The sequence below is a fragment of the Nocardiopsis sediminis genome, from assembly GCF_042650565.1.
GTDB classification, from domain to species: Bacteria; Actinomycetota; Actinomycetes; order Streptosporangiales; family Streptosporangiaceae; genus Nocardiopsis_B; species Nocardiopsis_B sediminis.
This window is the reverse complement of the sequence record NZ_JBHSBH010000015.1, coordinates 786,013-805,490: the sequence shown is the minus strand read 5'-3', so window position 1 is coordinate 805,490 and position 19,478 is coordinate 786,013. Positions and strand designations below refer to the sequence as shown.

19 protein-coding genes are annotated in these 19,478 nt (G+C 72.5%); 10 read left to right on the top strand and 9 right to left on the bottom strand.

Annotated elements, in window-relative coordinates:
- Window positions 1-5 precede the first annotated feature (5 nt).
- The 5 genes from ACFOVU_RS26075 (at window position 6) to ACFOVU_RS26055 (ending at window position 5,773) form a co-directional block, all read left to right on the top strand.
- Window positions 6-1,388 (top strand): LLM class flavin-dependent oxidoreductase, encoded by a 1,383-nt coding sequence (locus ACFOVU_RS26075; RefSeq protein ID WP_378537829.1) that lies wholly within the window; start codon window positions 6-8, stop codon window positions 1,386-1,388.
- On the top strand, window positions 1,388-2,245 hold the full coding sequence (locus ACFOVU_RS26070) for an ABC transporter permease (RefSeq protein ID WP_378537828.1): 858 nt from the start codon (window positions 1,388-1,390) through the stop codon (window positions 2,243-2,245). Before ACFOVU_RS26075 ends, ACFOVU_RS26070 begins: the two co-directional genes overlap by 1 nt.
- A 59-nt stretch (window positions 2,246-2,304) precedes the next feature.
- Window positions 2,305-3,351, top strand: a complete 1,047-nt coding sequence (locus ACFOVU_RS26065; protein ID WP_378537827.1) for an ABC transporter substrate-binding protein — start codon at window positions 2,305-2,307, stop codon at window positions 3,349-3,351.
- A 1-nt stretch (window position 3,352) separates the two neighbouring features.
- Window positions 3,353-4,105: an ABC transporter ATP-binding protein gene (locus tag ACFOVU_RS26060; protein ID WP_378537826.1), complete on the top strand. Its 753-nt coding sequence runs from the start codon at window positions 3,353-3,355 to the stop codon at window positions 4,103-4,105.
- Between the two features lie 282 nt (window positions 4,106-4,387).
- Window positions 4,388-5,773: a choice-of-anchor P family protein gene (locus ACFOVU_RS26055; protein WP_378537825.1), complete on the top strand. Its 1,386-nt coding sequence runs from the start codon at window positions 4,388-4,390 to the stop codon at window positions 5,771-5,773.
- Window positions 5,774-5,940: 167 nt separating this feature from the next.
- On the opposite strand, the gene ACFOVU_RS26050 is transcribed toward ACFOVU_RS26055, so the two are convergent.
- The gene (locus ACFOVU_RS26050; protein ID WP_378537823.1) at window positions 5,941-6,648 is read right to left on the bottom strand and encodes a dienelactone hydrolase family protein; all 708 of its coding nucleotides are present in this window, start codon (window positions 6,646-6,648) and stop codon (window positions 5,941-5,943) included.
- Between the two features lie 16 nt (window positions 6,649-6,664).
- Window positions 6,665-7,399 carry a TetR/AcrR family transcriptional regulator C-terminal domain-containing protein gene (locus ACFOVU_RS26045; protein ID WP_378537822.1) on the bottom strand — a complete coding sequence of 245 codons (735 nt, stop codon included), beginning with the start codon at window positions 7,397-7,399 and terminating at the stop codon, window positions 6,665-6,667.
- Window positions 7,400-7,467: 68 nt separating this feature from the next.
- Between ACFOVU_RS26045 and ACFOVU_RS26040 the strand changes: the two genes are divergently transcribed.
- Entirely contained in the window at window positions 7,468-8,166 is a 699-nt protein-coding gene (locus tag ACFOVU_RS26040; RefSeq protein WP_378537820.1) for a DUF998 domain-containing protein, read from the top strand.
- Here ACFOVU_RS26040 and ACFOVU_RS26035 read toward each other — a convergent pair.
- From ACFOVU_RS26035 to ACFOVU_RS26020, 4 genes are all read right to left on the bottom strand, one after another.
- Window positions 8,163-9,353: an MFS transporter gene (locus ACFOVU_RS26035; protein ID WP_378537818.1), complete on the bottom strand. Its 1,191-nt coding sequence runs from the start codon at window positions 9,351-9,353 to the stop codon at window positions 8,163-8,165. The two genes, ACFOVU_RS26040 and ACFOVU_RS26035, sit on opposite strands and share 4 nt — an antisense overlap.
- Complete coding sequence (locus tag ACFOVU_RS26030; RefSeq protein ID WP_378537816.1) at window positions 9,350-9,916, bottom strand: Chromate resistance protein ChrB; 567 nt, start codon at window positions 9,914-9,916, stop codon at window positions 9,350-9,352. Before ACFOVU_RS26030 ends, ACFOVU_RS26035 begins: the two co-directional genes overlap by 4 nt.
- Before the next feature lie 109 nt (window positions 9,917-10,025).
- Window positions 10,026-11,231 carry an MFS transporter gene (locus ACFOVU_RS26025; RefSeq protein ID WP_378537814.1) on the bottom strand — a complete coding sequence of 402 codons (1,206 nt, stop codon included), beginning with the start codon at window positions 11,229-11,231 and terminating at the stop codon, window positions 10,026-10,028.
- 50 nt (window positions 11,232-11,281) lie between these two features.
- Window positions 11,282-11,992 carry a GntR family transcriptional regulator gene (locus ACFOVU_RS26020; protein WP_378537812.1) on the bottom strand — a complete coding sequence of 237 codons (711 nt, stop codon included), beginning with the start codon at window positions 11,990-11,992 and terminating at the stop codon, window positions 11,282-11,284.
- A 230-nt stretch (window positions 11,993-12,222) separates the two neighbouring features.
- Between ACFOVU_RS26020 and ACFOVU_RS26015 the strand changes: the two genes are divergently transcribed.
- The gene (locus tag ACFOVU_RS26015; protein ID WP_378537810.1) at window positions 12,223-12,642 is read left to right on the top strand and encodes a YchJ family protein; all 420 of its coding nucleotides are present in this window, start codon (window positions 12,223-12,225) and stop codon (window positions 12,640-12,642) included.
- Window positions 12,643-12,750: 108 nt separating this feature from the next.
- Here ACFOVU_RS26015 and ACFOVU_RS26010 read toward each other — a convergent pair whose 3' ends face one another.
- The gene (locus ACFOVU_RS26010; RefSeq protein WP_378537809.1) at window positions 12,751-14,121 is read right to left on the bottom strand and encodes an ABC transporter substrate-binding protein; all 1,371 of its coding nucleotides are present in this window, start codon (window positions 14,119-14,121) and stop codon (window positions 12,751-12,753) included.
- A gap of 519 nt (window positions 14,122-14,640) precedes the next feature.
- Here ACFOVU_RS26010 and ACFOVU_RS26005 point away from each other — a divergent pair.
- Together ACFOVU_RS26005 and ACFOVU_RS26000 are read left to right on the top strand one after the other, a co-directional pair.
- On the top strand, window positions 14,641-15,645 hold the full coding sequence (locus ACFOVU_RS26005; RefSeq protein ID WP_378537807.1) for a carbohydrate ABC transporter permease: 1,005 nt from the start codon (window positions 14,641-14,643) through the stop codon (window positions 15,643-15,645).
- On the top strand, window positions 15,642-16,469 hold the full coding sequence (locus ACFOVU_RS26000) for a carbohydrate ABC transporter permease (protein WP_378537805.1): 828 nt from the start codon (window positions 15,642-15,644) through the stop codon (window positions 16,467-16,469). Before ACFOVU_RS26005 ends, ACFOVU_RS26000 begins: the two co-directional genes overlap by 4 nt.
- A 51-nt stretch (window positions 16,470-16,520) precedes the next feature.
- Here the strand turns inward: ACFOVU_RS26000 and ACFOVU_RS25995 are convergent, their stop codons facing one another.
- Window positions 16,521-16,997, bottom strand: a complete 477-nt coding sequence (locus ACFOVU_RS25995) for an NUDIX domain-containing protein (RefSeq protein WP_378537803.1) — start codon at window positions 16,995-16,997, stop codon at window positions 16,521-16,523.
- Window positions 16,998-17,342: 345 nt separating this feature from the next.
- Here ACFOVU_RS25995 and ACFOVU_RS25990 point away from each other — a divergent pair, with 345 nt between their 5' ends.
- Window positions 17,343-17,939 (top strand): hypothetical protein, encoded by a 597-nt coding sequence (locus tag ACFOVU_RS25990; protein WP_378537801.1) that lies wholly within the window; start codon window positions 17,343-17,345, stop codon window positions 17,937-17,939.
- On the opposite strand, the gene ACFOVU_RS25985 is transcribed toward ACFOVU_RS25990, so the two are convergent.
- A complete protein-coding gene (locus ACFOVU_RS25985) occupies window positions 17,936-19,408 on the bottom strand; it encodes an acyltransferase family protein (RefSeq protein WP_378537799.1) in 1,473 nt (490 codons plus the stop codon). The genes ACFOVU_RS25990 and ACFOVU_RS25985 overlap by 4 nt on opposite strands.
- Window positions 19,409-19,478: the final 70 nt, after the last annotated feature.

The window sequence follows — 19,478 nt, the reverse complement described above, 5'->3', positions numbered from 1 at the left end:
CGGCCATGTCCCCTGCGCCCCGCGCGCGCGAACTGCACTTCGGGCTGATGTTCTGGGCCACCGGAACCCACCCCGCCGGGTGGCGCCACCCCGATGCCAAGGCCGACGGCGCCTACGACATCGGGTTCATCCAGGAGATCACCCGCATCGTCGAGCGCGCCAAATTCGACTTCCTCTTCCTGGGGGACCGGCTGGCGACCGACCCGGCCCTCCAGACCACCAACCCCGCCCAGATGTCCCGGCTCGAACCCTTCACCGCGGCCTCCGCCATCGCCGCCGCGACCAGCCACATCGGCATCGTCGTCACGGCCAACCCCACCTACCACGACCCCTACGGCGTCGCCCGGCTCACCGCCGCGCTGGACCACGTCAGCGGCGGGCGGGCCTCGTGGAACCTGGTTACCGGCGCCGACGCCGCCGCGGCGCTCAACTTCAGCCGCGACGGGCACTGGGACACCGAACGGCGCTACGACTGGGCCGACGAGTTCGTCGGCGTCGTCAAGGACCTGTGGGACAGCGGAGCCGACGACACCGGCGGGCCCGTGCCGATCGGCCACCGGGGCCGCTTCTTCTCCGTCGACGGCCCCCTGGACGTCGGCCGCCCGCCGCAGGGCCACGTCGTCGTCCTGCACGCGGGCACCTCCGACCGCTCCCGGGAGCTGGGCGCCCGCGACGCCGACGTCATCTTCGCCGGGCAGCCCACCATCGACCTCGCCAAGGAGTACTACGCCGACGTCAAGGCGCGGGCCGCCCGTTACGGGCGCGGCGACGCCGACATCGCCATCCTGCCGGGGCTCAGCCCCGTGGTCGCCCCGACCACCGAAGAGGCGGTCGCGCTCTTCGACCGGCTCAACTCCGCGCTGGCCATCGACCCCGAGGAGGAGGCCGGCGAACCCATCCGCGCGGGCGGGCTCGCCGAGGGGCACAAGCGCAACCTCACCGCGGCCTCCCGCGTCTTCGGCGTGGACCTGCGCGGCAACGACCTCGACACCCCCGTACCGGCCGCGACCCTCGGCGCGGTCTCGGGCGAGGGCCTGCGCCGGCTCGGCGAGATCACCCGGCTGACCCGGCGCACCCCCGGCGGGCCCGCCCCGATCACCTACCGGGACCTGGTCAACGCCGCGACGAGCAACCGCTCCAGCACCGTGGTCGGCAGCACCGAGGAGGTCGCCGACTTCATCCAGGAGTGGTTCGAGGAGCGGGCCGCCGACGGGTTCAACGTCTTCCCCGAGTACGTCCCCGGCTCCGTCGAGGCGTTCACCGAACTGGTGGTCCCCGAGTTGCAGCGGCGCGGCCTCTTCCGCACCGAGTACAGCGGGCCGACGTTCCGCGACCACCTGGGGCTGGCCGTGCCGCCGCGGCGCACCGCCGTGAAGGAGGCCCGCTGATGGCCGTCGACCGGCAGGAGCGGCGGCAGGACCGTCGCGACGCCCTCGGGGCCGGGCTCGCCGCCCCCCGCACCCCGCGTTCCCGCTCCGCGGGCCGCAGAGCCGGGGCCGCGATCATCGCCGGGCAGGTCGCCGTCGTCCTGGCGATCCTCGGCGCGGTCCAGTATCTCGTCGACAGCGGCACGGTGCAGACCGTCTACCTCGCTTCGCCGCTCCAGATCGCCGAGGCGTTCCCCGACCTGGTGGTCGAGCAGAACCTGTTCGGCAACCTGCTGATCACCCTCTTCGAAGCCACGGCCGGGGTGCTCCTGGGCCTGGTGGCGGGGGTGGGCACCGGAATCTGGATGGGGCTGTCGGCCCCCGTGGAGCGGTTCCTGAACCCGTTCATCGGCGGCCTCATGGCCATCCCGAAGGTGACGATCATCCCGCTGCTCGCGATCTGGATGGGCATCGGGATCGGCCACAAGGTCTTCATCGTCTTCCTGTTCTGCTACTTCCTGTTCGTCTACAACACGATCGCGGGGATCAAGCAGGTCCAGGAGAGCCACCTGAAGGTGGCGCGCTCCTTCGGGGCCACGCGCGGACAGATCGTCCGCAAAGTCGTCCTGCCCTCCGCATCGGCGTCGATCGCCGCGGCGCTGCGCGTGGAGGCCGGGACCGGCCTGGTCGCCGCCCTCTTCGCCGAGATCACCGCCTCGCGGGCCGGGCTCGGCAGCATGCTCAACGAGGCCACCACGCTCTACGACACACCCAGCCTGTTCGGCCTGGTCATCTCGATCACCGTGTTCTCGGTGCTCATCATCGCCGCGGTCGACCTCCTGGAGAAGAAGGTCCTGCTGCGGTGGAAGTACTCCTGACCCCCATCGCCCCCGACCACCCCCCGCACGACCACGATCCCCCGAAAGGCAGGCCGACCATGACCGGAACCGCAATGCGCACGAAAGCCGCCGTCCCGGCCGCGGTGCTCACCCTGGCCCTGGCCGGGTGCGGCCTGGCCGCCGGAGAGTCCGACAGTGGCCTCCAGACCCTGACCCTCCAGGCCAGCGACTCCTACACCCAGCTGCCCATCCGGTTCGGCGTGGAGAAGGGGTTCTTCGAGGAGGCGGGGATCGAGGTGGAGTTCACCAACGTCGACGACGCCGTCACCGGCGCCGCCCAGGGCGACCTGTCCTTCGCGTTCGGCCCCACCAGCGAGTTCCTGCGGGCGGCGGAGCAGGGGGTGCCCATCAAGATCATCTCCTCGGCGTTCCGCAGCAAGGGGCCGTACTGGCTGATCGCCGACAAGGACATCGAGTCCATCGACGACCTCCGGGGACGGCAGGTCGGCAACTCGACCGACGGCAGCAACCTGGACACCGTGCTGCGCCACATCCTCCAGGAGGAGGGGCTCGACCCCGACGAGGACGTCACCCTCGTCAACGCCGGGGTCCACGAACAGGCCTACGGCGCGCTCACCACGGGGCAGGTCGACGCCACGATCATCCACCAGCCCTTCCCCGCGCTGGGCGAGCTGGAGGGCGAGACGGTCACCCTCGCCCGCGGCTGGGAGTACCTGCCGACCTACCACACGGGCGTCCTCATCGCCGGCGAGTCCACCATCGAGTCCGACCCCGAGCTGCTCCGCAACGGCCTTGAGGCGTACTTCCGCTCCTACACCTACGCCAAGGAGCACTACGACGAGTACCTGCCGTGGCTGAAGGAGCAGCTCGACACCATCGACGGCGACGCGGTCGAGGCGGCCATCGAGGCCGAGGACCCGATCTGGGACGCCAACCCCGCCATCGACCGCGAGGCGATCCGGGACACCCAGGAGATCGAGATCGAAGTCGGTCACCAGGACGGCCTCTACGACGCCGAGGCCCACATCGACGAGCGGTTCATCCCCGAGGAGTACGTCAAGCCGTTCGACTACGAGTTCACCGGCACCGAAGGCGGGGACGACCCCGCCGGGCAGGGGAGCTGACATGGCCGTCTTCGACGTCACAGCGGTCTCCAAGACCTACCCGGGCTCCCCGCCGGTGCGCGCCCTCGACGACGTGGGCCTCACCGTGGAGGAGGGCGAGCTCGTCTGCCTGCTGGGGCCGAGCGGATGCGGCAAGAGCACGCTGCTGGAGATCCTCGCGGGGCTCCAGGAACCCGACACCGGCACCGTCGCCTTCGGCGGGGAACCGCTGACCGGGCCCGGCAGCCGCCGCATCGGGGTCGTCTTCCAGGACCCGTCGCTGTACCCGTGGCGGACGGTCCTCGACAACGTCGCCCTGGGCCTGGAGATCCAGGGCGTACCCAAGGAGCGCCGGCGCGCGGCCGCCGCGGAGAACCTCTCCCTCGTCGGCCTGGAGGGGTTCGAGCGGAAGTACCCCCACCACCTCTCCGGCGGGATGCGCCAACGGGCGGGCATCGCCCGTGCGCTGGCGACGTCGCCGCAGGTCCTGCTGATGGACGAGCCGTTCGGCGCCGTCGACCACCTGACCCGCATCCAGTTGCAGGCCGACCTCCTGCGCATCCGCGAACACGAGCGCACGACGATCGTGTTCGTCACCCACGACGTCGGCGAGGCGGTGTACCTGGCCGACCGCATCGTCCTGCTGTCCCCCCGCCCCGGCCGCGTGCACCGGGTCATCCCCAACACCCATCCCCATCCCCGCAAGCGCGGGGACATCGCCGCACTGGAGCAGGAGAGCGCGATCTACACCGAACTCGAAACCCTGGAACGCTGAGGCGGCAACGGAAGCGGAATTTCCGCGCTGAAACCCGCGGGCCGGTTTTTGCTTCGGAGCGCACGCATTGTCAAGAAATCGGGAACGCAGCGCCAACGACTTTTCGGTCACTCCTTGGAAGCCTGGTGAGTCCACGGCCGCACGCCAGGCTGTGCGGACCCGACCGAGGAGTGGACCATTCCCCCGCTACGTTCTCATAATCCCATTCTTCACACACGACACAGACGCACCGGAGCGGCACTGACGTCACTGCTCACGGCCGCGGTTCTCACCACCGCATCAATGGGAACCGCGCATGCGGAACCCCCGCCGGACAACGCACCTCTGGCCCTTCCGGAGGACTTCCTGGCGCCGTTCGACTGTGATGTCGAATGGGAGGCCGTCACCTACTCCGACCACAATCCCGAACCTTCCGTCGACTTCCAGGACGCCGACATCGTGGGGCAGAATGTGCGCTCCAGTGCCGATGGGACCGTGGCGAGGGTAGAGGACGAAGGCCAGGAAAGCTACGGCAGGTGGATCGTCATCGACCACGAGGGGGATTACTCCACGCTGTACGCCCACCTCGACTCCCAGAGCGTCTCCGTGGGGGACAGTGTTGGCCAGGGAGACATCATCGGCACAGCGGGAAACACAGGTGACACCACTGGGCCCCACCTGCATTATGAGCAGCAGCTGAGCGGCGAACCCGTCCGGGTCGTTCTCGACGGCGAGGAGATTCCCTACTACGGCCGCACCCCGGTTACGAGTACCAACTGCGGCGACGACGGCGAAGACCCCGACCCGCCGGACCCGCCGGAGCCTCCGGAGCCTCCGGAGCCGGTTGAGACGACGCTGGAGGGCGCGGGCCCCGAGTCGGTGGCCAACGGGTCGCCGGCGGAGTTGTCGGCCGTGCTGACCGACGAGAGCGACGATCCCGTTGAGGGGCGGCAGGTGGACTTCGTCCTTGGATCGGACGAAAGCGAGCAACAGTGCTCGGGCGATACCAACGCGGAGGGGCTTGCGAGCTGCTCGATCGAGTTCGTGGAACAACCTTTGAACGATGAGGGCACCGTTCCGGTGTCGGCGGCGTTCGCGGGTGACGATGAGTATGCCGCGTCGGAAGACTCCGGAGCTCTGCCGTTGGAGTACGTGACGGGTCAGGCCTATGGCCTGTCGGCAGACGTTCCCTTGCTCGGGCTGCCGATTTCGATCGACCCAACGCCGGACACGGGTGAGGTGCGTACGGCGGGGGAGGAGACCGAGGCTCCCGAGTGCGCTCAGAGTGTCGGCGCGATTCTGGTGAACGCGGACGTGCTCTGCGCCGAGGTGGCCACCCAGACGGGGCCGAGCGGTGTCACGTCCACCGCGAGCCTGGAGGAGGCCTCCATCGGCCTTCCTGGGCTGCCGGTACTGGGGATCTCGGGGGTGGAGGCGACGTCCACCAGCTCCTGTGAGGAGCAGTCCGGCAGCGTCGATCTCACGCTGACGGTGGCGGGGACGCCGGTCGAGATCGGTGATGCGCCCAACGTCGATATCGACCTGGGTGTCGCGGGTACCCGGCTCGTCGTCAATGAGCAGGTGGAGGAGGACGGGGAGCTGACCGTCAACGCCGCCCACCTGACCGGTCCCGGGGGCATCGACGTCGTGATCGCCTCCAGCACCAGCGCGGCCCACAACTGCGCCTGATCCGGTTGCGCCTGATAGGCCCGGGGTGATGGCGCACCGCGCACCGGCCCCGTCCGACCGCGCGATGGCGTGGACGGACGGGGCCGTGGCGTGTCCGCCTCGGCGCCGCCGCCGGAGAGCCTCGGCCGAGCCGCCGGAGATCCCCCAGCAGGGCAATCGAGCCCGTCTCAGCCGAGCCGCCGCCGCAGGAAGTCGAGGGTGCTCGCCCAGGCGCTTTCGGCGGATTCGCGGTGGTAGGAGGGCCGCGCGTCGTTGAAGAACGCGTGGCCGGCCGGGTAGACGCGCAGCTCGGGCTCGATGCCGGACTGGTCGGTGATGGCCTGGTGCAGCCGCTCCCGGGCGGCGGCGGGGATGGCGGCGTCCTGGTCGCCGAAGTGGCCGAGCACCTCGGCCGCCAGGCCCGAGAAGTCGGGCAGCTCGCCCTGGATCACGCCGTAGAACGGGACGGCCGCGACCACGCGCGGCTCGACGGCGGCCAGGTACAGCACGAAGCCGCCGCCCAAGCAGAAGCCGACGGCGCCGATGGCCGACGAGGTGACCTCGGGGCGCGACACGAGGTAGTCCACCGCGCCGGACAGCAGCTCGACGCCGCGCGCCACCGGCAGCTCCCGCATCATCCGCCGCGCCTCGTCGGAGTCGTGGGCGACGTTCCCGCCGTACAGGTCGGGCGCGAGGACCACGAAGCCCTCCGCCGCCAGGCGCTCGGCGACATCGGCGATGTGGTCGTTGAGCCCCCACCACTCTTGGATCAGGATCGCGCCCGGCCCGCTGCCGTCCGGCGGCAGGGCGAGGTAGCCGTGGGCGGTGGCGCCCGCGCTGGGGAACTCGACGTTCTGGCGGACCGGATCGCCGGTCGGCTCCGGAGGCTGGGTCATGGAACGAAGCTCCTGGTCATCGGGCAGGTGGAGATGTGCGTGTCCGCCGCTCGGAGCCGGGGGCCCCGTCCGGCGCGGCCCCGGCGGCGGAGCGTTCCAGGAGCGCGCGCATGCCGTCGATGAGCATCCACAGGCCCTGTTCGAACGCCTCGTCGCCCTCGGGCGGGCCGCCGTCGCGGATGGCCGCCATGAGTGTGGGCGTCGCGCCGGCGTCCGGGGGCGGCCCGTCCGGGGCTTCCGGGGCGGTGGGGCCTTCCGGTGGGCGACGCCGCTGTCCGGCGGACTGCTCCTCCATCACGAACCCGGTGGTGTAGTGCCCGATGGCGGTGATCGCGCGCAGGGCCTGCACCGGGCTGAACCCGGCGTCGGCGAGTGTGCGCAGCTCGGCCTCGGCTTGGAGGGCGATCGCGGGTCCGGCGGCGGTCCCGGCGACCAGCCGTGCGCCGTCGCGTCGGGACAGCAGCAGCCGACGGCGTTCCCGGGCGCGCCGGGCGACCCACTGCGGCCAGGGTTCGTCGTCGCGGCGCGGGGCGAGGGGCAGCGCGGCCTGGAGCTCCTGCGCCATCAGGTCGAGGAGTTCCTGCTTGTCGCGGAAGTGCCAGTACAGCGCCGGTGACTGCACGCCCAGCTCAGCGGCCAGGCGGCGCACGGTCAGTCCGTCGAGCCCGACGTCGTCGAGCAGCGTGAGCGCGGTCGCGGCGACGGTGGCCCGGTCGAGCCCGGTACGGCGCGATGCCGTTCTGCCTCCCACAGCTTGACACCCTAGCACCGCCGACATAGCTTATCGGCGCTAAGGAATTTAGCGATGATAAGGAGACGATGATGCCCGTCATCCGGTCGACCCGTGCCCTTCTGGCTTGCGGGTTCGCCCCTCTGCTGTTCGTCGGGGTCATCCTCGGCTTGGGCGGACTGGCGCCCGGATACGACCCGTGGAACCGCTGGGGCAGCGAACTCGCCAACGGGCCGCTGGGGTGGGTGCAGATCACCAACTTCGTCGTCACGGGCGCGCTGACGATCGCCTTCGCCGTCGGCGTGCGCCGGGCGCTGGGCACCGGCCGGGGAGCCGCCGCGATCCCGGTCCTCACCGGCTACGTCGGGTTCGGCCTGATCGTCGCCGGGGTCTTCGTCACCGATCCGAATCCGGGCTTCCCGCTCGGCACCGCCCCGCCGGCCGAGCCCACGCTGCACGGATGGATCCACAACCTCAACCTGTTGCCGACCTGGGCGGCGCTGACCGCGGCCATCCTGCTGGCCGCCCTCCGGTCGGCCGTCCGCAGCGAGGGGTGGGGGTGGACCCTTGTCACCCTCGCGGCCGGGATCCTGACCCCGGTGACGCTCTACATCGCCGCCCAGGGTTTCGACATGGACACCCTCTCCGGCAGCGGGCACGGGTTGTGGCAGCGGATCAGCCAGCTCACCGGCTTCGGCTGGTACGCCCTTTTCGCCGCCCGGCTCCTGCGTGCCGCGCCGCGCGCCACCCCCGGTGTGCCGCCGGAGGTGGCGCGGGCGGAGGGCTAGATCTCCGATGTGGGGGCCGGGCGGCGGCGGGTGGTGAGGAGGATGATCGGGCCCAGGGCGAGCAGGGCGGCGAGGGTGCCGAAGCCGAAGGTGAGGCCGACGGCGGTGGCTATAGCGGCGACCAGCAGCGGGCCTCCCGCGTCGCCGAGTTCGCGGCCGAGTTCGGCGGCGCCCATCGTCTGGCCCAGGCGCTCGGTGGGGGTCGATGCGGCGAGGGCGGCGAAGCCGAGCGGGGTGATCACGCCGGTGCCCACGCCGATCAGCGCGGCGCCCGACACCACGCCGGCCACGCCCGGCAGCACCGCGCACCCCAGCCCGGCCGCCGTGATCAGCAGCCCGGCGACGAGGCCGCCGCGCACCGTGATCCGCCCGGCGTCCAGCGCGCGCCCGGTCCGGGGCTGGACCAGTGCGGCGCAGCCCGCGAGCACGGAGACCGCGGCGCCGGTGGCCACCGGTCCCAGCCCCGCCGCCGCCCCGGAGACGGGCAGGAACCCCACCCCCACCGACAGCGCCGCCGTCGCCCCGGCCAGCGCCGCGGTCGGGGCGAGGAACGCGGGGTCGGCCAGCCGCCGGGCCAGGTCCAGCACCGTCTGCCGGGTCTTCGGCAGCGGGGGCACGACGGGCACCGCCAGCGCCGCCCAGACCGCGACCGCCACCCCGAGCACACCCAGCACGGCGAAGAGCAGGCCCAGACCTCCGGCCCACACGAGGACCCCGCCGAGCAGCGGGCCCAGCGTGTAGCCGAGGGACTTGTAGAAGCCGTAGGAGCCGTACGCCCGGCCGAGGCCGGAGGCCCCGTTCAACCGTGCGACCAGGGCCGAGGCCGCCGGGGAGAACGCGGAGGCGGCCGCGCCCTGGCCGAAGCGCGCCGCCCACAGCCAGCCCGGGCCGTCGGCCACCAGGTACAGCGCCGAAGCGGCGGCGAAGGCGACCAGCCCGCCCAGCAGCAGCGGGCGGGCCCCGATCCGGTCGGCGAGCGTGCCGAAGAGCGGCTTGAGCACCACCTCGGCGCCGTCGTACAGGGCGAGCAGGCCGCCCAGGACCAGCAGCGAGGTGACCGCGTCGTCGGAGAACCCGCCGAGGTTGGCGGCGATGCCGTGGGCGCCGAAGGCGGTGGTGAACCCCGCGGCGTACAGCGGCCACATCCGCGTGCGCGGCGCGGCGGGCGCGTCCTGGAGCGATGTCACGACGTCTCCCGCGGCGTACCGTGCAGGGCGTCGAACACCCGCTGGGCGTAGTCCTCGCAGGCGGCGGTGCACTCCTTCAGCCGCTCACCCGCCTGTTCCGCCTCGGGCGCCCCGAACACGTCGCGGGCCGTGAGGTCGCGGTGCCAGCGCCGCAGCCGCTCCAGGCTCTGTTCCTCCTCCTCGAGCTCGGCGAGGGTGAACTTGGCGATGCGGATCTCCTTGGCCAGCTCCTCTTCGTACTTGCCGCAGTCGGCCAGGAACTCCGCCCACTCCGCCGACCGCGCCGCGGTGAACAGGTCCCGGAAGCGCGCGGAGTCCTCGGGCCCGCGCCCGGAGGCCACCAGCGTCACCGCCTGGCCCCCTGGCCGCTCGGTCAGCTCGACCGCGCGCGCCAGCCCGTCGGCGACCGCCGGAACGTCGGGGACCGCCCAGACGCCCTGCCCGAGCGAGAGCGCGCCGATCTTGCGCAGCTCCCGCCAGACCGCCACGCGGTGCCGGGACGGCTGTGCGGGCAGCTTGCTCACGAGGATGATCCACGGCGGGTCCGCAGCACTGTTCGTCACGCGATGGAATGTATCACCCGTTACACTCACATCGTCAAGGGTGGTCACAAAGGGCCGGTGAAGGCGGGTGGCCCTGCGCCGGCCGGGCCCGCGCCGATCGGCCCCGCGGTCAGGGACTCCGGGACAGGCGGGCCGTGCCCGCCGCAGCGGCCAGGACGGCGCCGGCGAACCAGAGCGCCCCGGTCGCGCCCAGCGAGGCCGCCACCAGGCCCGCCGCGGCCGGAAGGGCCACCTGGCCGAAGCGGTTGGCCCACAGCCGCAGCGCGAGCGCCGTGCTGCGGGCGTCGTCGGGAACGGCGCGGACCACGATCGTCATGGTCAAGGGCTGGCCGATCCCGAGGAGGAACCCGCCGAAGGCGAGCGCGCCCGCCAGCACCCACGGGTCCTCTCCCACGGGCAGGGTCATCGCCACCAGGGCCCCGGCCGAGCCCAGCGTGCTGGCCACGACCAGCGCCCGCCGCGACCAGTGGGCCAGCAGCCGGGACAGCAGCAGCCGCGACAGCAGGGAGAAGCCCGCCCGGACCCCGAGCAGGAGGCCGGTCACCGACGGGGCGATCCCCCGCTCGTCGGCGATCAGCGGCAGGTAGGCGGTGAGCAGGTCCACGGAGGCCAGCAGCGCCAGGCTGACGAACAGCCCGGCCGGGACCCCCGGGCGCCGGAGCAGCGCCGTGACGGGCACCGGGGCCCGCGGCCCCGGTGCGGTGCGCGGCGCGCTCCCCGGCGCCCGCCGGCCGCCCCGCGCCAGCCCCGCGACGCCGACGAGGCCGCACGCCGCTGCCGCCGCCGAGATGGCCAGCGCCTCGGTGATGGGCCCCGTGAGGGCCGTTCCGCGCGCCTCGCCCAGCACGAACCCGGCGATCAGCGGGCCCGTCAGCTGGCCCAGCGAGGTGGCGGCGGTGAACCAGCCGAAGTCGCGGTCCAGGTGCTGTTCGGCGGAACGGTGGGCGATGAGCGCCTGCCCGGCGATCATCACGACGATGTGGCCGAACCCGAGCACCGTCCCGGCCACCCCCACCAGGAACAGAGAGGGCGCCGCCGCCAGGAGCAGCGGCGCGGCCACGAGCAGCGCCGTTCCCGCGAGCACGATCCCGTGCATGCGGGTCACCCGGTCCGTCAGCCGCCCCAGCGGGACGGCCACCGCCAGCGAGAGCAGTGCGTAGGCGGAGGTGATAAGCCCGATCGCGAGCGCGTCGCCGCCGAGGGCGATCGCCTTGTAGGACAGCAGCGGCCGGGCGGTGTTGAGCGCGGTCTGCGTGCAGACCACGCTGACCAGCAGCCACCCCAGCCAGTGCGTCCCCGCGGCCCGGTCACGCATGCCGGACCGCTCTTCGCGGGTCGTCTTCGCAGGTCACGCCGCCCCCTCGGCTAGATGTGGACATCGACGGCCGCGGGCAGGGCCGCGTCGCGCGCCAGCGCGTTGAGGATCGTGTGCAGTGCCCGGTCCAGGTGGCGGGTGACCTCGTCGGCGGCGGCGCCCGGGTCGCCGTCCAGGACCGCCCGGCACATGCGCAGGTGCTCGCGCAGCGACGTGGCGAACTGGTCGGGGTCGGTGCGGGCGATCCTGCGCAGGCGCACCATCTGCCCCTGCTGGTCGGCGATGGTCTTGGCGAGGGGTTCGTTGTGCGTGGCGGCGATGAGGGCCTGGTCGAACCGCTCGGTGAGCGCGGAGAAGTCCGCGGCGAGCGCGTCGCGTCCCGCGCCGGGCAGCCGCGCTTCGACCCGCTCGAACCCGCCGAGCAGGTCGCGGAAGGGCTCGATCAGCTCCGGGGCGGCGGCGCCGTCGCGGGTGATCATCGCTATCGCGGCGGGTTCGAGGACCATCCGGAACTCGAAGAGCGTGCGGACCCCGCCGAGCGACACCGGCGCCACCTGGGCGACTTCGCCCGGTGTGAACCGCACCAGGCCTTCGCGTGCCAGGCGGCGGATCGCCTCGCGGACCGGCGTGCGCGAGGCCCCGATGCGGTCGGCCACGACCACCTCGCTCAGCCGCGTGCCCGGCCGCAGCGTGAGGTTCTCGATCTCGCTCTTGAGCAGCCGGTACACGCCTTCGGTCTTGCTCGTGGCCTCGGCCATCATCGCCCCGCCCCGTCCGCCGCGTGGTGGATCCCGTTCCGTGCTTCTTGGTGCTGCATGTCCGGAATGCTCCGGCTGCGCGAAAGAACGGTACCGCACCGATGTTCCGCGCGGTGCATCGACCGATGTCCTCGCCTGTATACAGCTATTGACCTGGTGATACGCCCTGCCCCGTGTGGGCCTTCCCGTGGGCGGCGGCGCATCCGCGCGCGGACGGGGGCACAATCGGGGACATGTCCAAACGCTCCGACCGCGCGCGGCCGCGCACCGCGGCCGCACCCTGCCCCTGCGGATCCCCGGCCGGCTACGGCGGCTGCTGCGGCCCGCTGCACCGGGGAGAGGCCGCCGCCCCCACCGCCGAGCGGCTGATGCGCTCGCGCTATAGCGCCTTCGCGGTGGGCGACGCCGGCTACCTGCTGCGGACCTGGCATCCGCGCACCCGCCCCCGGAGCCTCGACCTCGACCCCGGGCTGCGCTGGCTGCGGCTGGAGATCATCGGCGTGGGCGACGGCACCGCGTTCCACACGGAGGGCACCGTCTCCTTCCGCGCGGTCTACCGCGACGGCGGCGGCGAGGGCGAGCTTCGGGAGGACAGCCGCTTCCTGCGGCACGACGGGGCCTGGACCTACCTCGACGGGCTCGTGCAGGGCTGACGAGCGCGGCCGGCGGCCGCGCCCCGCCGCCGGCGCAGGGTGCCGCGGACGGCGCGGGGGAGGGGTGTGCGGCCGCGGCCGCACACCCCTCCCCGGAGCCTTGGGCTGCTACCCGTCGGAGCCGGACTCCGATCCCTGCTCGTTGTGCTCGGTCTGGAACTGCCTCCAGTCCGTCTGTACGTTGCTGAGGAACTCGTCCGTGCTCTTACGCCCGTCCAGGAGCTCCTGGGTCTCGGCGGCGAGGGTGTCGTACATGGTGTCGGTCGCCCAGTCGAGGTAGCCGATCTGCCCGTCGTCGGCCATCAGCGCGTTGGCGGCGTCGATGGTCTCCTGCGCGAGCGGGGTCGTCCCCTCGACATCGGGGGAGGTGACCGGGATACGCCCGATGTCGGCCAGGGTCTGCGCGAACTCCGGGTCCTGCTGCATCGCCAGGAACGCGGCGGCGGCCGGCAGGTTCTCGGTCTGGGAGTTGATGTGCCACGGCAGGCCCGACCCGCCCTGGGTGACGTGGCCGCCGCTCTCACCGGTGGGCGGGGGGATGAACCCGACGTTCTCCGCGTCGGCCGCGACCAGCGCCTCGGCGTTCCAGTCGCCGCCGATGAGGAAGGCGCCGTCGCCTTCGGCGAAGTTCGTCACGGCGTCGGCCTCGGCCAGGCCGTTGTAGCCGTCCTGGATGTAGCCGTTCTCCTCCCACTCGACGAGCTTGTCGGCGGCCTGGAGGTTGCCCTCGTTGACGAAGTCGGCGCCGGTGGTCCCGTTGATCCACTCGGTGAGGCCCAGCGGCTCGCTGTAGGCGCCCTGGATGACGCCGTACAGCTGGAACGCCGGGTACTGCTCGGCGTTGCCCATGATGATCGGCTGCTCGCCCTGCTCCTTCACGGCTTCGAGGGCGGCCTCCATGTCCTCGAAGGTCTCCGGGGGCGCCACGTTGGCGGCGGCCAGGATGTCCTTGTTGTAGAAGACGCTGACCAGCTGGGTCACGGGGCTGATGCCGTACAGGGTGCCCTGGCCGAACCGCATGCCGGTCTCGTCCCAGCTCATCGAGGCGAGGAAGGACGGGCTGACACCGTCGGTCCAGCCGTAGGCCTCGGCGATGTCGTCCATGGGCCGGATCAGCCCGCCCTGCACCAGCGCGCCGTCGACCGAGTAGCCCTGGTTGCCCTGGACGAGGTCGGGCGCGTCGCCGCCGCCCGCCTGAAGCGCCGGGACCACGGTGTTCATCAGGTCGTCGAAGCTCTTGTAGGTGGGCTCGACCGTGACGTTGGGGTAGGCCTCCTCATAGGCGGGGATCAGCTCTTCGAGGGTGCCCTGCTCGTTCTGGTCGGCCCACACCCGCAGGGTGATGTCGCCGAGCTCCGCGACCTCCTCCGGGGTGAAGGGCTGGTCGACGGTCTCCTCAGCGGTCAGCTGGTAGGGGCCGGTCTGCTCGGCGCCGCCGGGGGCGCCGCACGCGGTGGCGACGAGTCCCGTCGCGAGCACGGCTCCGAGCGCCGCAAAGGGGACCCGGCGCGCTCGGAGCTTGGGTGTGTCACTCCGGAATCTCGGGTCGGGGGCATGCATCTGGTACCTCCAGGGGGCGAAGGAGACGGCACGGAATCGAGATAGCGGGGTTCGACTTCATAACAGTGAGCGACGATAGCCTTCAAACCTAAGATGCCCTAATTGCCGGAAATATCGAAATCGTTACAAAGAAGTACACACGAGGCGCCAAGAACCCCACTGGGCATCATAAGCATACAAACCGGACAGCCGATTTCCGGCGGCCGGCCCGGCCCTCCAGAGCCGCCGCGAAGCGCGGATCCCGCGTTTGCGCACCCACGTGCGCTGGGGTGACGCCCCCGCATTCACCGTCGATCGCTCTCCGCTCATGAGTGTGACTTTATCCGTGACCGAAAGCCAAAAGGATTTGCGTTTCCGCAAATCCATTTGGGTGATCTCGTCCCGCATCCTCCCGGAGGTGTGGACCGCCAACCCGAAGGTGCAATATCTTCCTTCCCCATGTGCGCCATCCGGGTCCGGCCGAAACCTCTGTCCGGCCCAGCAGCCGACGAGGCCGGTCCCCCACCGCGCGGCCGGCGTTCCCCCGCGGGAGCCCCCGCGCGCCCCCGCGCCGCCCTCCGGCCCGCGCGGAACTGGGCCGGGCTGCTCTACGTCGTCCCCGCCTTCACCGTCTTCGCGTTCTTCGTCCTCTACCCCCTCGGCCAGGCCTTCTGGTTGAGCCTGTGGGACTGGGACGGGGTCACGCAGGCGACCTGGGTGGGCGCCGGCAACTACGTCGACGCCGTCGGCGACCCCGAGATCGTCGGCGCGCTGCGCAACTCCCTGGTGTTCGTGGTCTTCTACGCGGCCCTGCCCACCGCGATCGGCCTGGGGCTGACCGCGCTCATGGCGCGCGTGCGCATCTACGGGCTCACGTTCTTCCGCGCCGCGCTGTTCGTCCCGCAGATCCTGCCCGGCGTCGTGGTCGCCGTCACCTGGCGGTCGATGTACGCCATCGACGGCCCCGTCAACGGCGTCCTCCGGCTCATCGGGCTCGACGGGGTGACCCGCGCGTGGCTGGGCGAGTTCGCCACCGCGCTGCCCAGCGTCGGCCTCATCGGCACGTGGGTGATGTACGGGCTGTGCATGGTGCTGTTCATGGCCGGCGCCCAGCGCATCCCGGCCGAGCTGTACGAGGCCGCCCGCATCGACGGGGCCGGCGCCGTCCGCGAGTTCTTCACGGTGACCCTGCCGGGGCTGCGCCGCGAGATCTCCTTCGCGCTCGTCCTGACCATCACCTACGCGCTGCGCAACTTCGACATCGTGTGGAACACGACATCGGGCGGCCCGGGCACCTCCACCACCGTCCCGAGCGTGTTCATCTACCGGGCGGCCTTCACCACCCGCGACTACGGCGAGGCCGCCGCCATCTCCGTGCTGCTCACGGTGCTGATCCTCGCGGTCACCGGCCTGGTCCTCTTCCTGCTCCGGTCCAAGGACGACGCCAAGGGGGCGCGCCGATGAGATCCCGCCGCGAAGCGGCGATCAGCCGCCTCCTGCTCGTGCTCGCCACGGTCATCGCGCTCTACCCCGCGCTCGCCGTCCTCTTCCTGGCGCTGAGCACCCCCGACGCGCGGCCGACCTCGCTGGGCATGCCGCGCAGCCTCACCTTCGCCAACTTCGTGACGGCGTGGGACTTCGCCCGGTTCGACTCCGCGCTGGTCTCCAGCGCCTTCGTCGCGACCACGGTGGTCGTGGTCGCCGTGGCCCTGTCGGTGCTGTCGGGCTACGCACTGGCCCGCCTGAACGTCCCCTTCTCCGGCCTGATCCTCGGCGTCCTGCTGATCGGCCTGGTCCTGCCCTACGAGGGCGTGGTCATCCCGCTCTACCTGCAAATGCTCGACTGGGGGCTCGTCAACACCCCGTGGGCGCTGATCCTCCCGCAGATCGGGCTGTCGGTGTCGCTCGGCACCTTCTGGATGCACACCTTCTTCTCCGGGCTCCCGCGCGCCCTCCCCGAGGCCGCGGCCATCGACGGTGCGACCCGGTTCCAGACCCTCACCCGGGTCCTGCTGCCCACCGCCGCGCCCGCCGTGTCGACGCTCGCGCTCCTGGTCTTCCTCTATACCTGGAACGACTTCCTGCTCGCGCTCGTCCTGGTGCCCGACAACCCCGATGTCCAGACCGCGCCGCTGGCCCTGTCCTTCTTCGCGGGCAATACCCGGGCCGCCGACACCGGCGTCACCGCCGCGGCGGCGGTCCTGGTGGCCCTGCCGCTGATGGTGCTCTACGTCTTCCTCCAGCGCCGGTTCATCAGCGGCCTGCTGTCGGGGGCCGTGAAGGAGTAGGGGCGCCGACGGGACGCGCGGTCATCCCGCCGGGACGCGCGGCCCTGGCCGTCACCCCGCCGGGCGGTCCAGATGGTCGGCCAGGCGGTCGAGGAACGGCCGCTGGCCGGTGACGATCTTCTCCGCCGCCTCGGCGAGGCCGAACCACGCCACGCGGTCGATCTCGGGGAAGCTCCGGGTCCGCCCGGAGCCCCTCGGCCACTCCATCTCGAAGGTGCCGGGGGAGATCCGCCCCGGATCCAGGTCGCCGCGCAGCGCCCACGCCGTCACCGTCTTGCCGCCGGACTGGCGCACGGTGCCCAGGCCGGCGAGGTCGCCCTCGGGCACCGGCAGGCCCAGCTCCTCCTGGAACTCCCGGCGGGCGGTGGCCTCGGGCTCCTCACCGGGCTCGGGTTCGCCCTTGGGCAGCGACCACGCCCCGGCGTCGCGCCGCGCCCAGAACGGGCCGCCCATGTGCGCCAAGAGGACTTCCGCCTGCCCGTCACGCTCGCGGAAGAGAAGGATCCCCGCGCTCTGCCTGCCCGCCATGGCGCCCAGTCTGCCCCACCCCGGTCCCGCCCGGAGCCCGCCCGCCGCGTGTCGCCGCGTCCGGCCCGCGGGGTCCGGAACCGGACCGGACGGGGCGCCGTCCCAATTCCGCGGGCATCGCGGCGCGACGCCCGCGAGACGACGATGGTCCGGAGGGGACATGACGGAGACCAGAACAGAAGGCCGGGGGCGGCGGAGACCCGCGGCACCCGAGCCGGTCACCGACCGGTATTGCGCGCACCACGCGCCGGACGGAGGGGTCGGATGATGCATCCTGGACAGCCCGCCCCTGCGAAGCGACCCCCGGGGCGACGGGGGTACTGGATCGGCGGCACGATCCTCTGCGTGTGGAGCACGCTCGCCGTGTTCGCATTCATCGCCGGCGCCTACCTGACGTCGACCGAGACCGTCGCCGAATTCCGGGGCGGAGAGACGGCCGCCTTCACGGCCGACCAGGCGAACAACCTCGACTGGCAGTGGCGCCTCTACGCCGACGCCCCACTGGCGGAGGACGACGTGGAGGACGGCTGCACGGTCAGTGGACCCGACGGTGACGTGTCCCTCGGCTTCGACGGCGGATCCGCGAGCACGACCATCGACGGCGAGACCATGTACCCGGCGGCGGAGATCGCCATCACCTACGCCGGAGACTTCGGCGACCACACCGTCTCCTGCGAGGGCGGGCTCGCCGACGCGTTCGTCGTGGGGTACGGGCCCGAGCCGGGCGCGACGGCCTTCGACCCCGTGTTCGTGGGTGTATTCGGCCTGGCCGCCGTGTTCGGACTGCTCGCCGGATGTCTCCTGGTCATCAACACGGCCATCGTCCGCCGACGGCACCGCTCAGAGGGCCCGGACGTGATCCCCGGCGCCGCAGAGCACCCGCCCCAGAGCGGGCAGGGCGGCCCGCCACCGGGAGGGCGGACCCCGCCGCCGACCGCCTAGCGGAGCAGCCCGCCGGACGCGGCGGCCGTGGTGAGCCGCCGTGCACCCGCGCTCACCGTGACGGCGACGTGGACGGCCCAACGGGAGATCCCGGAGGCGCGGAAGGGCGCCTGCACCACGCGCGGGCCGCCCCGGCGCGGACGGTCGCCGGGGTGGCGGCGGGTCAGCAGCAGGCCCGCCGCCACGGCGAGGGCACCGGCCAGGGGCACGAAGCCCGGGTCGAGGCCGTTCTCCGTCAGGACGAGCAGCCCGCCGCCGGTGAGCGCCCCCGACGCCAGGACCCGGACCATGCCGGGGTCGCCCCGCAGGGCCTTCGGGGGCTCGTCGAAGCGGGGCATCCACCACAGGACCGGCCACAGCATCGGGATCAGGACGATGGCGCCCAGCGCGCACCACACCAGCCACGGGGCGGTCAGCGGGGCGGGGGTGGCCAGCCCCAGGACGAGCACGAGGGCCGCGGCCACGGCGGCGAGCGGGACCATGTGCCACAGGTAGACCGCCATGAGCCGGGGCGTGGCCCAGTCCAGCACCCGCGCAGGGCCCGGCCGGGAGGTCCAGGCGGTGATGGGGCCGCGCAGCAGCACCGCGACACCGATCTGCCCCGCCCCCACCGCCGCGAGCACCAGGGTCGGAGGAGCGACGTTGGACGCCTCGATCGCGAACACCCCGGTCATGTTGGGGGAGTACGGCCCCAGCGCCGCCAGCGCGGCCGCCGCCGCGAACCCGCCGGCCGCCAGCAGAACGGCCGGGAGGCGGCCGATCGCCCCCGCCGCGTAGCGGAAGCCGAGCTGGTGCACGGCCGGCCACACGAGCGCGACGTTGAGGTAGCCCGCCCACTCGGCGCCCGTTCCGAACCGCACCGCGTCCACGGCGGCCGCCGCCGCGAACAGCGCCGCAGTGGCGTACCAGCCGAACCGCGCATCGGCCCGGGCCAGGACCGGGGTCGCCACGACGACCAGCACGTACACCGCCAGGAACCACAGCACGATCCCGGCCGCCTCCGCGCCGATCCGGACCGGCTGCTCGGGCACCCCGGCCGCGATCAGCAGCGACGACGCCGCCATCCAGGTGCCGGCCAGGGGCAGCACCGGCCAGGCCAGCCGGCGCAGGCGCTTGGCCAGCCACTCCGAAGTCGACGTCCCCTTGGCGGCGGCGGACCGGTGGCTCAGCAGGTTCGCGGCGCCCCCGACGAAGAAGATCAGCGGCATCACCTGCGCGATCCACGTCAGCGCGAACCCGCCGTCGGTGCTGATCACGGTGCCCGCTGTCACCTCGCCCGACGACGCCGAGTAGGAGAGCACCGGAAGCGTCCAGTGCTGGAGGACCACCAGGACGATGACGAGCAGCCGCAGGGCGTCCAGGAAGCGGTCACGCGCCGGGCCCGGCTCCCGGGTCCTCCGGGGCTCGGGTACAGCGGGCCTGGGGACCGGCTGTGCACCCGCGCTCTCGGGTACGGCGGTGGCGGTCATGGTCGCTCCTTGTCTCCGCGGGTTCACAGGCCCGGGGGCCTGCGTCCCGGTCCGGCACGGCACGACGCGC

Bases quoted from the DNA above. Each gene is read 5' to 3' on its own strand.
- ACFOVU_RS26075 (WP_378537829.1), top strand. From the start codon at position 6: ATGTCCCCTGCGCCCCGCGCGCGCGAACTGCACTTCGGGCTGATGTTC.
- ACFOVU_RS26070 (WP_378537828.1), top strand. From the start codon at position 1,388: ATGGCCGTCGACCGGCAGGAGCGGCGGCAGGACCGTCGCGACGCCCTC.
- ACFOVU_RS26065 (WP_378537827.1), top strand. From the start codon at position 2,305: ATGACCGGAACCGCAATGCGCACGAAAGCCGCCGTCCCGGCCGCGGTG.
- ACFOVU_RS26060 (WP_378537826.1), top strand. From the start codon at position 3,353: ATGGCCGTCTTCGACGTCACAGCGGTCTCCAAGACCTACCCGGGCTCC.
- ACFOVU_RS26055 (WP_378537825.1), top strand. From the start codon at position 4,388: ATGGGAACCGCGCATGCGGAACCCCCGCCGGACAACGCACCTCTGGCC.
- ACFOVU_RS26050 (WP_378537823.1), bottom strand. From the start codon at position 6,648: ATGACCCAGCCTCCGGAGCCGACCGGCGATCCGGTCCGCCAGAACGTC.
- ACFOVU_RS26040 (WP_378537820.1), top strand. From the start codon at position 7,468: ATGATGCCCGTCATCCGGTCGACCCGTGCCCTTCTGGCTTGCGGGTTC.
- ACFOVU_RS26025 (WP_378537814.1), bottom strand. From the start codon at position 11,231: ATGCGTGACCGGGCCGCGGGGACGCACTGGCTGGGGTGGCTGCTGGTC.
- ACFOVU_RS26020 (WP_378537812.1), bottom strand. From the start codon at position 11,992: ATGATGGCCGAGGCCACGAGCAAGACCGAAGGCGTGTACCGGCTGCTC.
- ACFOVU_RS26015 (WP_378537810.1), top strand. From the start codon at position 12,223: ATGTCCAAACGCTCCGACCGCGCGCGGCCGCGCACCGCGGCCGCACCC.
- ACFOVU_RS26005 (WP_378537807.1), top strand. From the start codon at position 14,641: ATGTGCGCCATCCGGGTCCGGCCGAAACCTCTGTCCGGCCCAGCAGCC.
- ACFOVU_RS26000 (WP_378537805.1), top strand. From the start codon at position 15,642: ATGAGATCCCGCCGCGAAGCGGCGATCAGCCGCCTCCTGCTCGTGCTC.
- ACFOVU_RS25995 (WP_378537803.1), bottom strand. From the start codon at position 16,997: ATGGCGGGCAGGCAGAGCGCGGGGATCCTTCTCTTCCGCGAGCGTGAC.
- ACFOVU_RS25985 (WP_378537799.1), bottom strand. From the start codon at position 19,408: ATGACCGCCACCGCCGTACCCGAGAGCGCGGGTGCACAGCCGGTCCCC.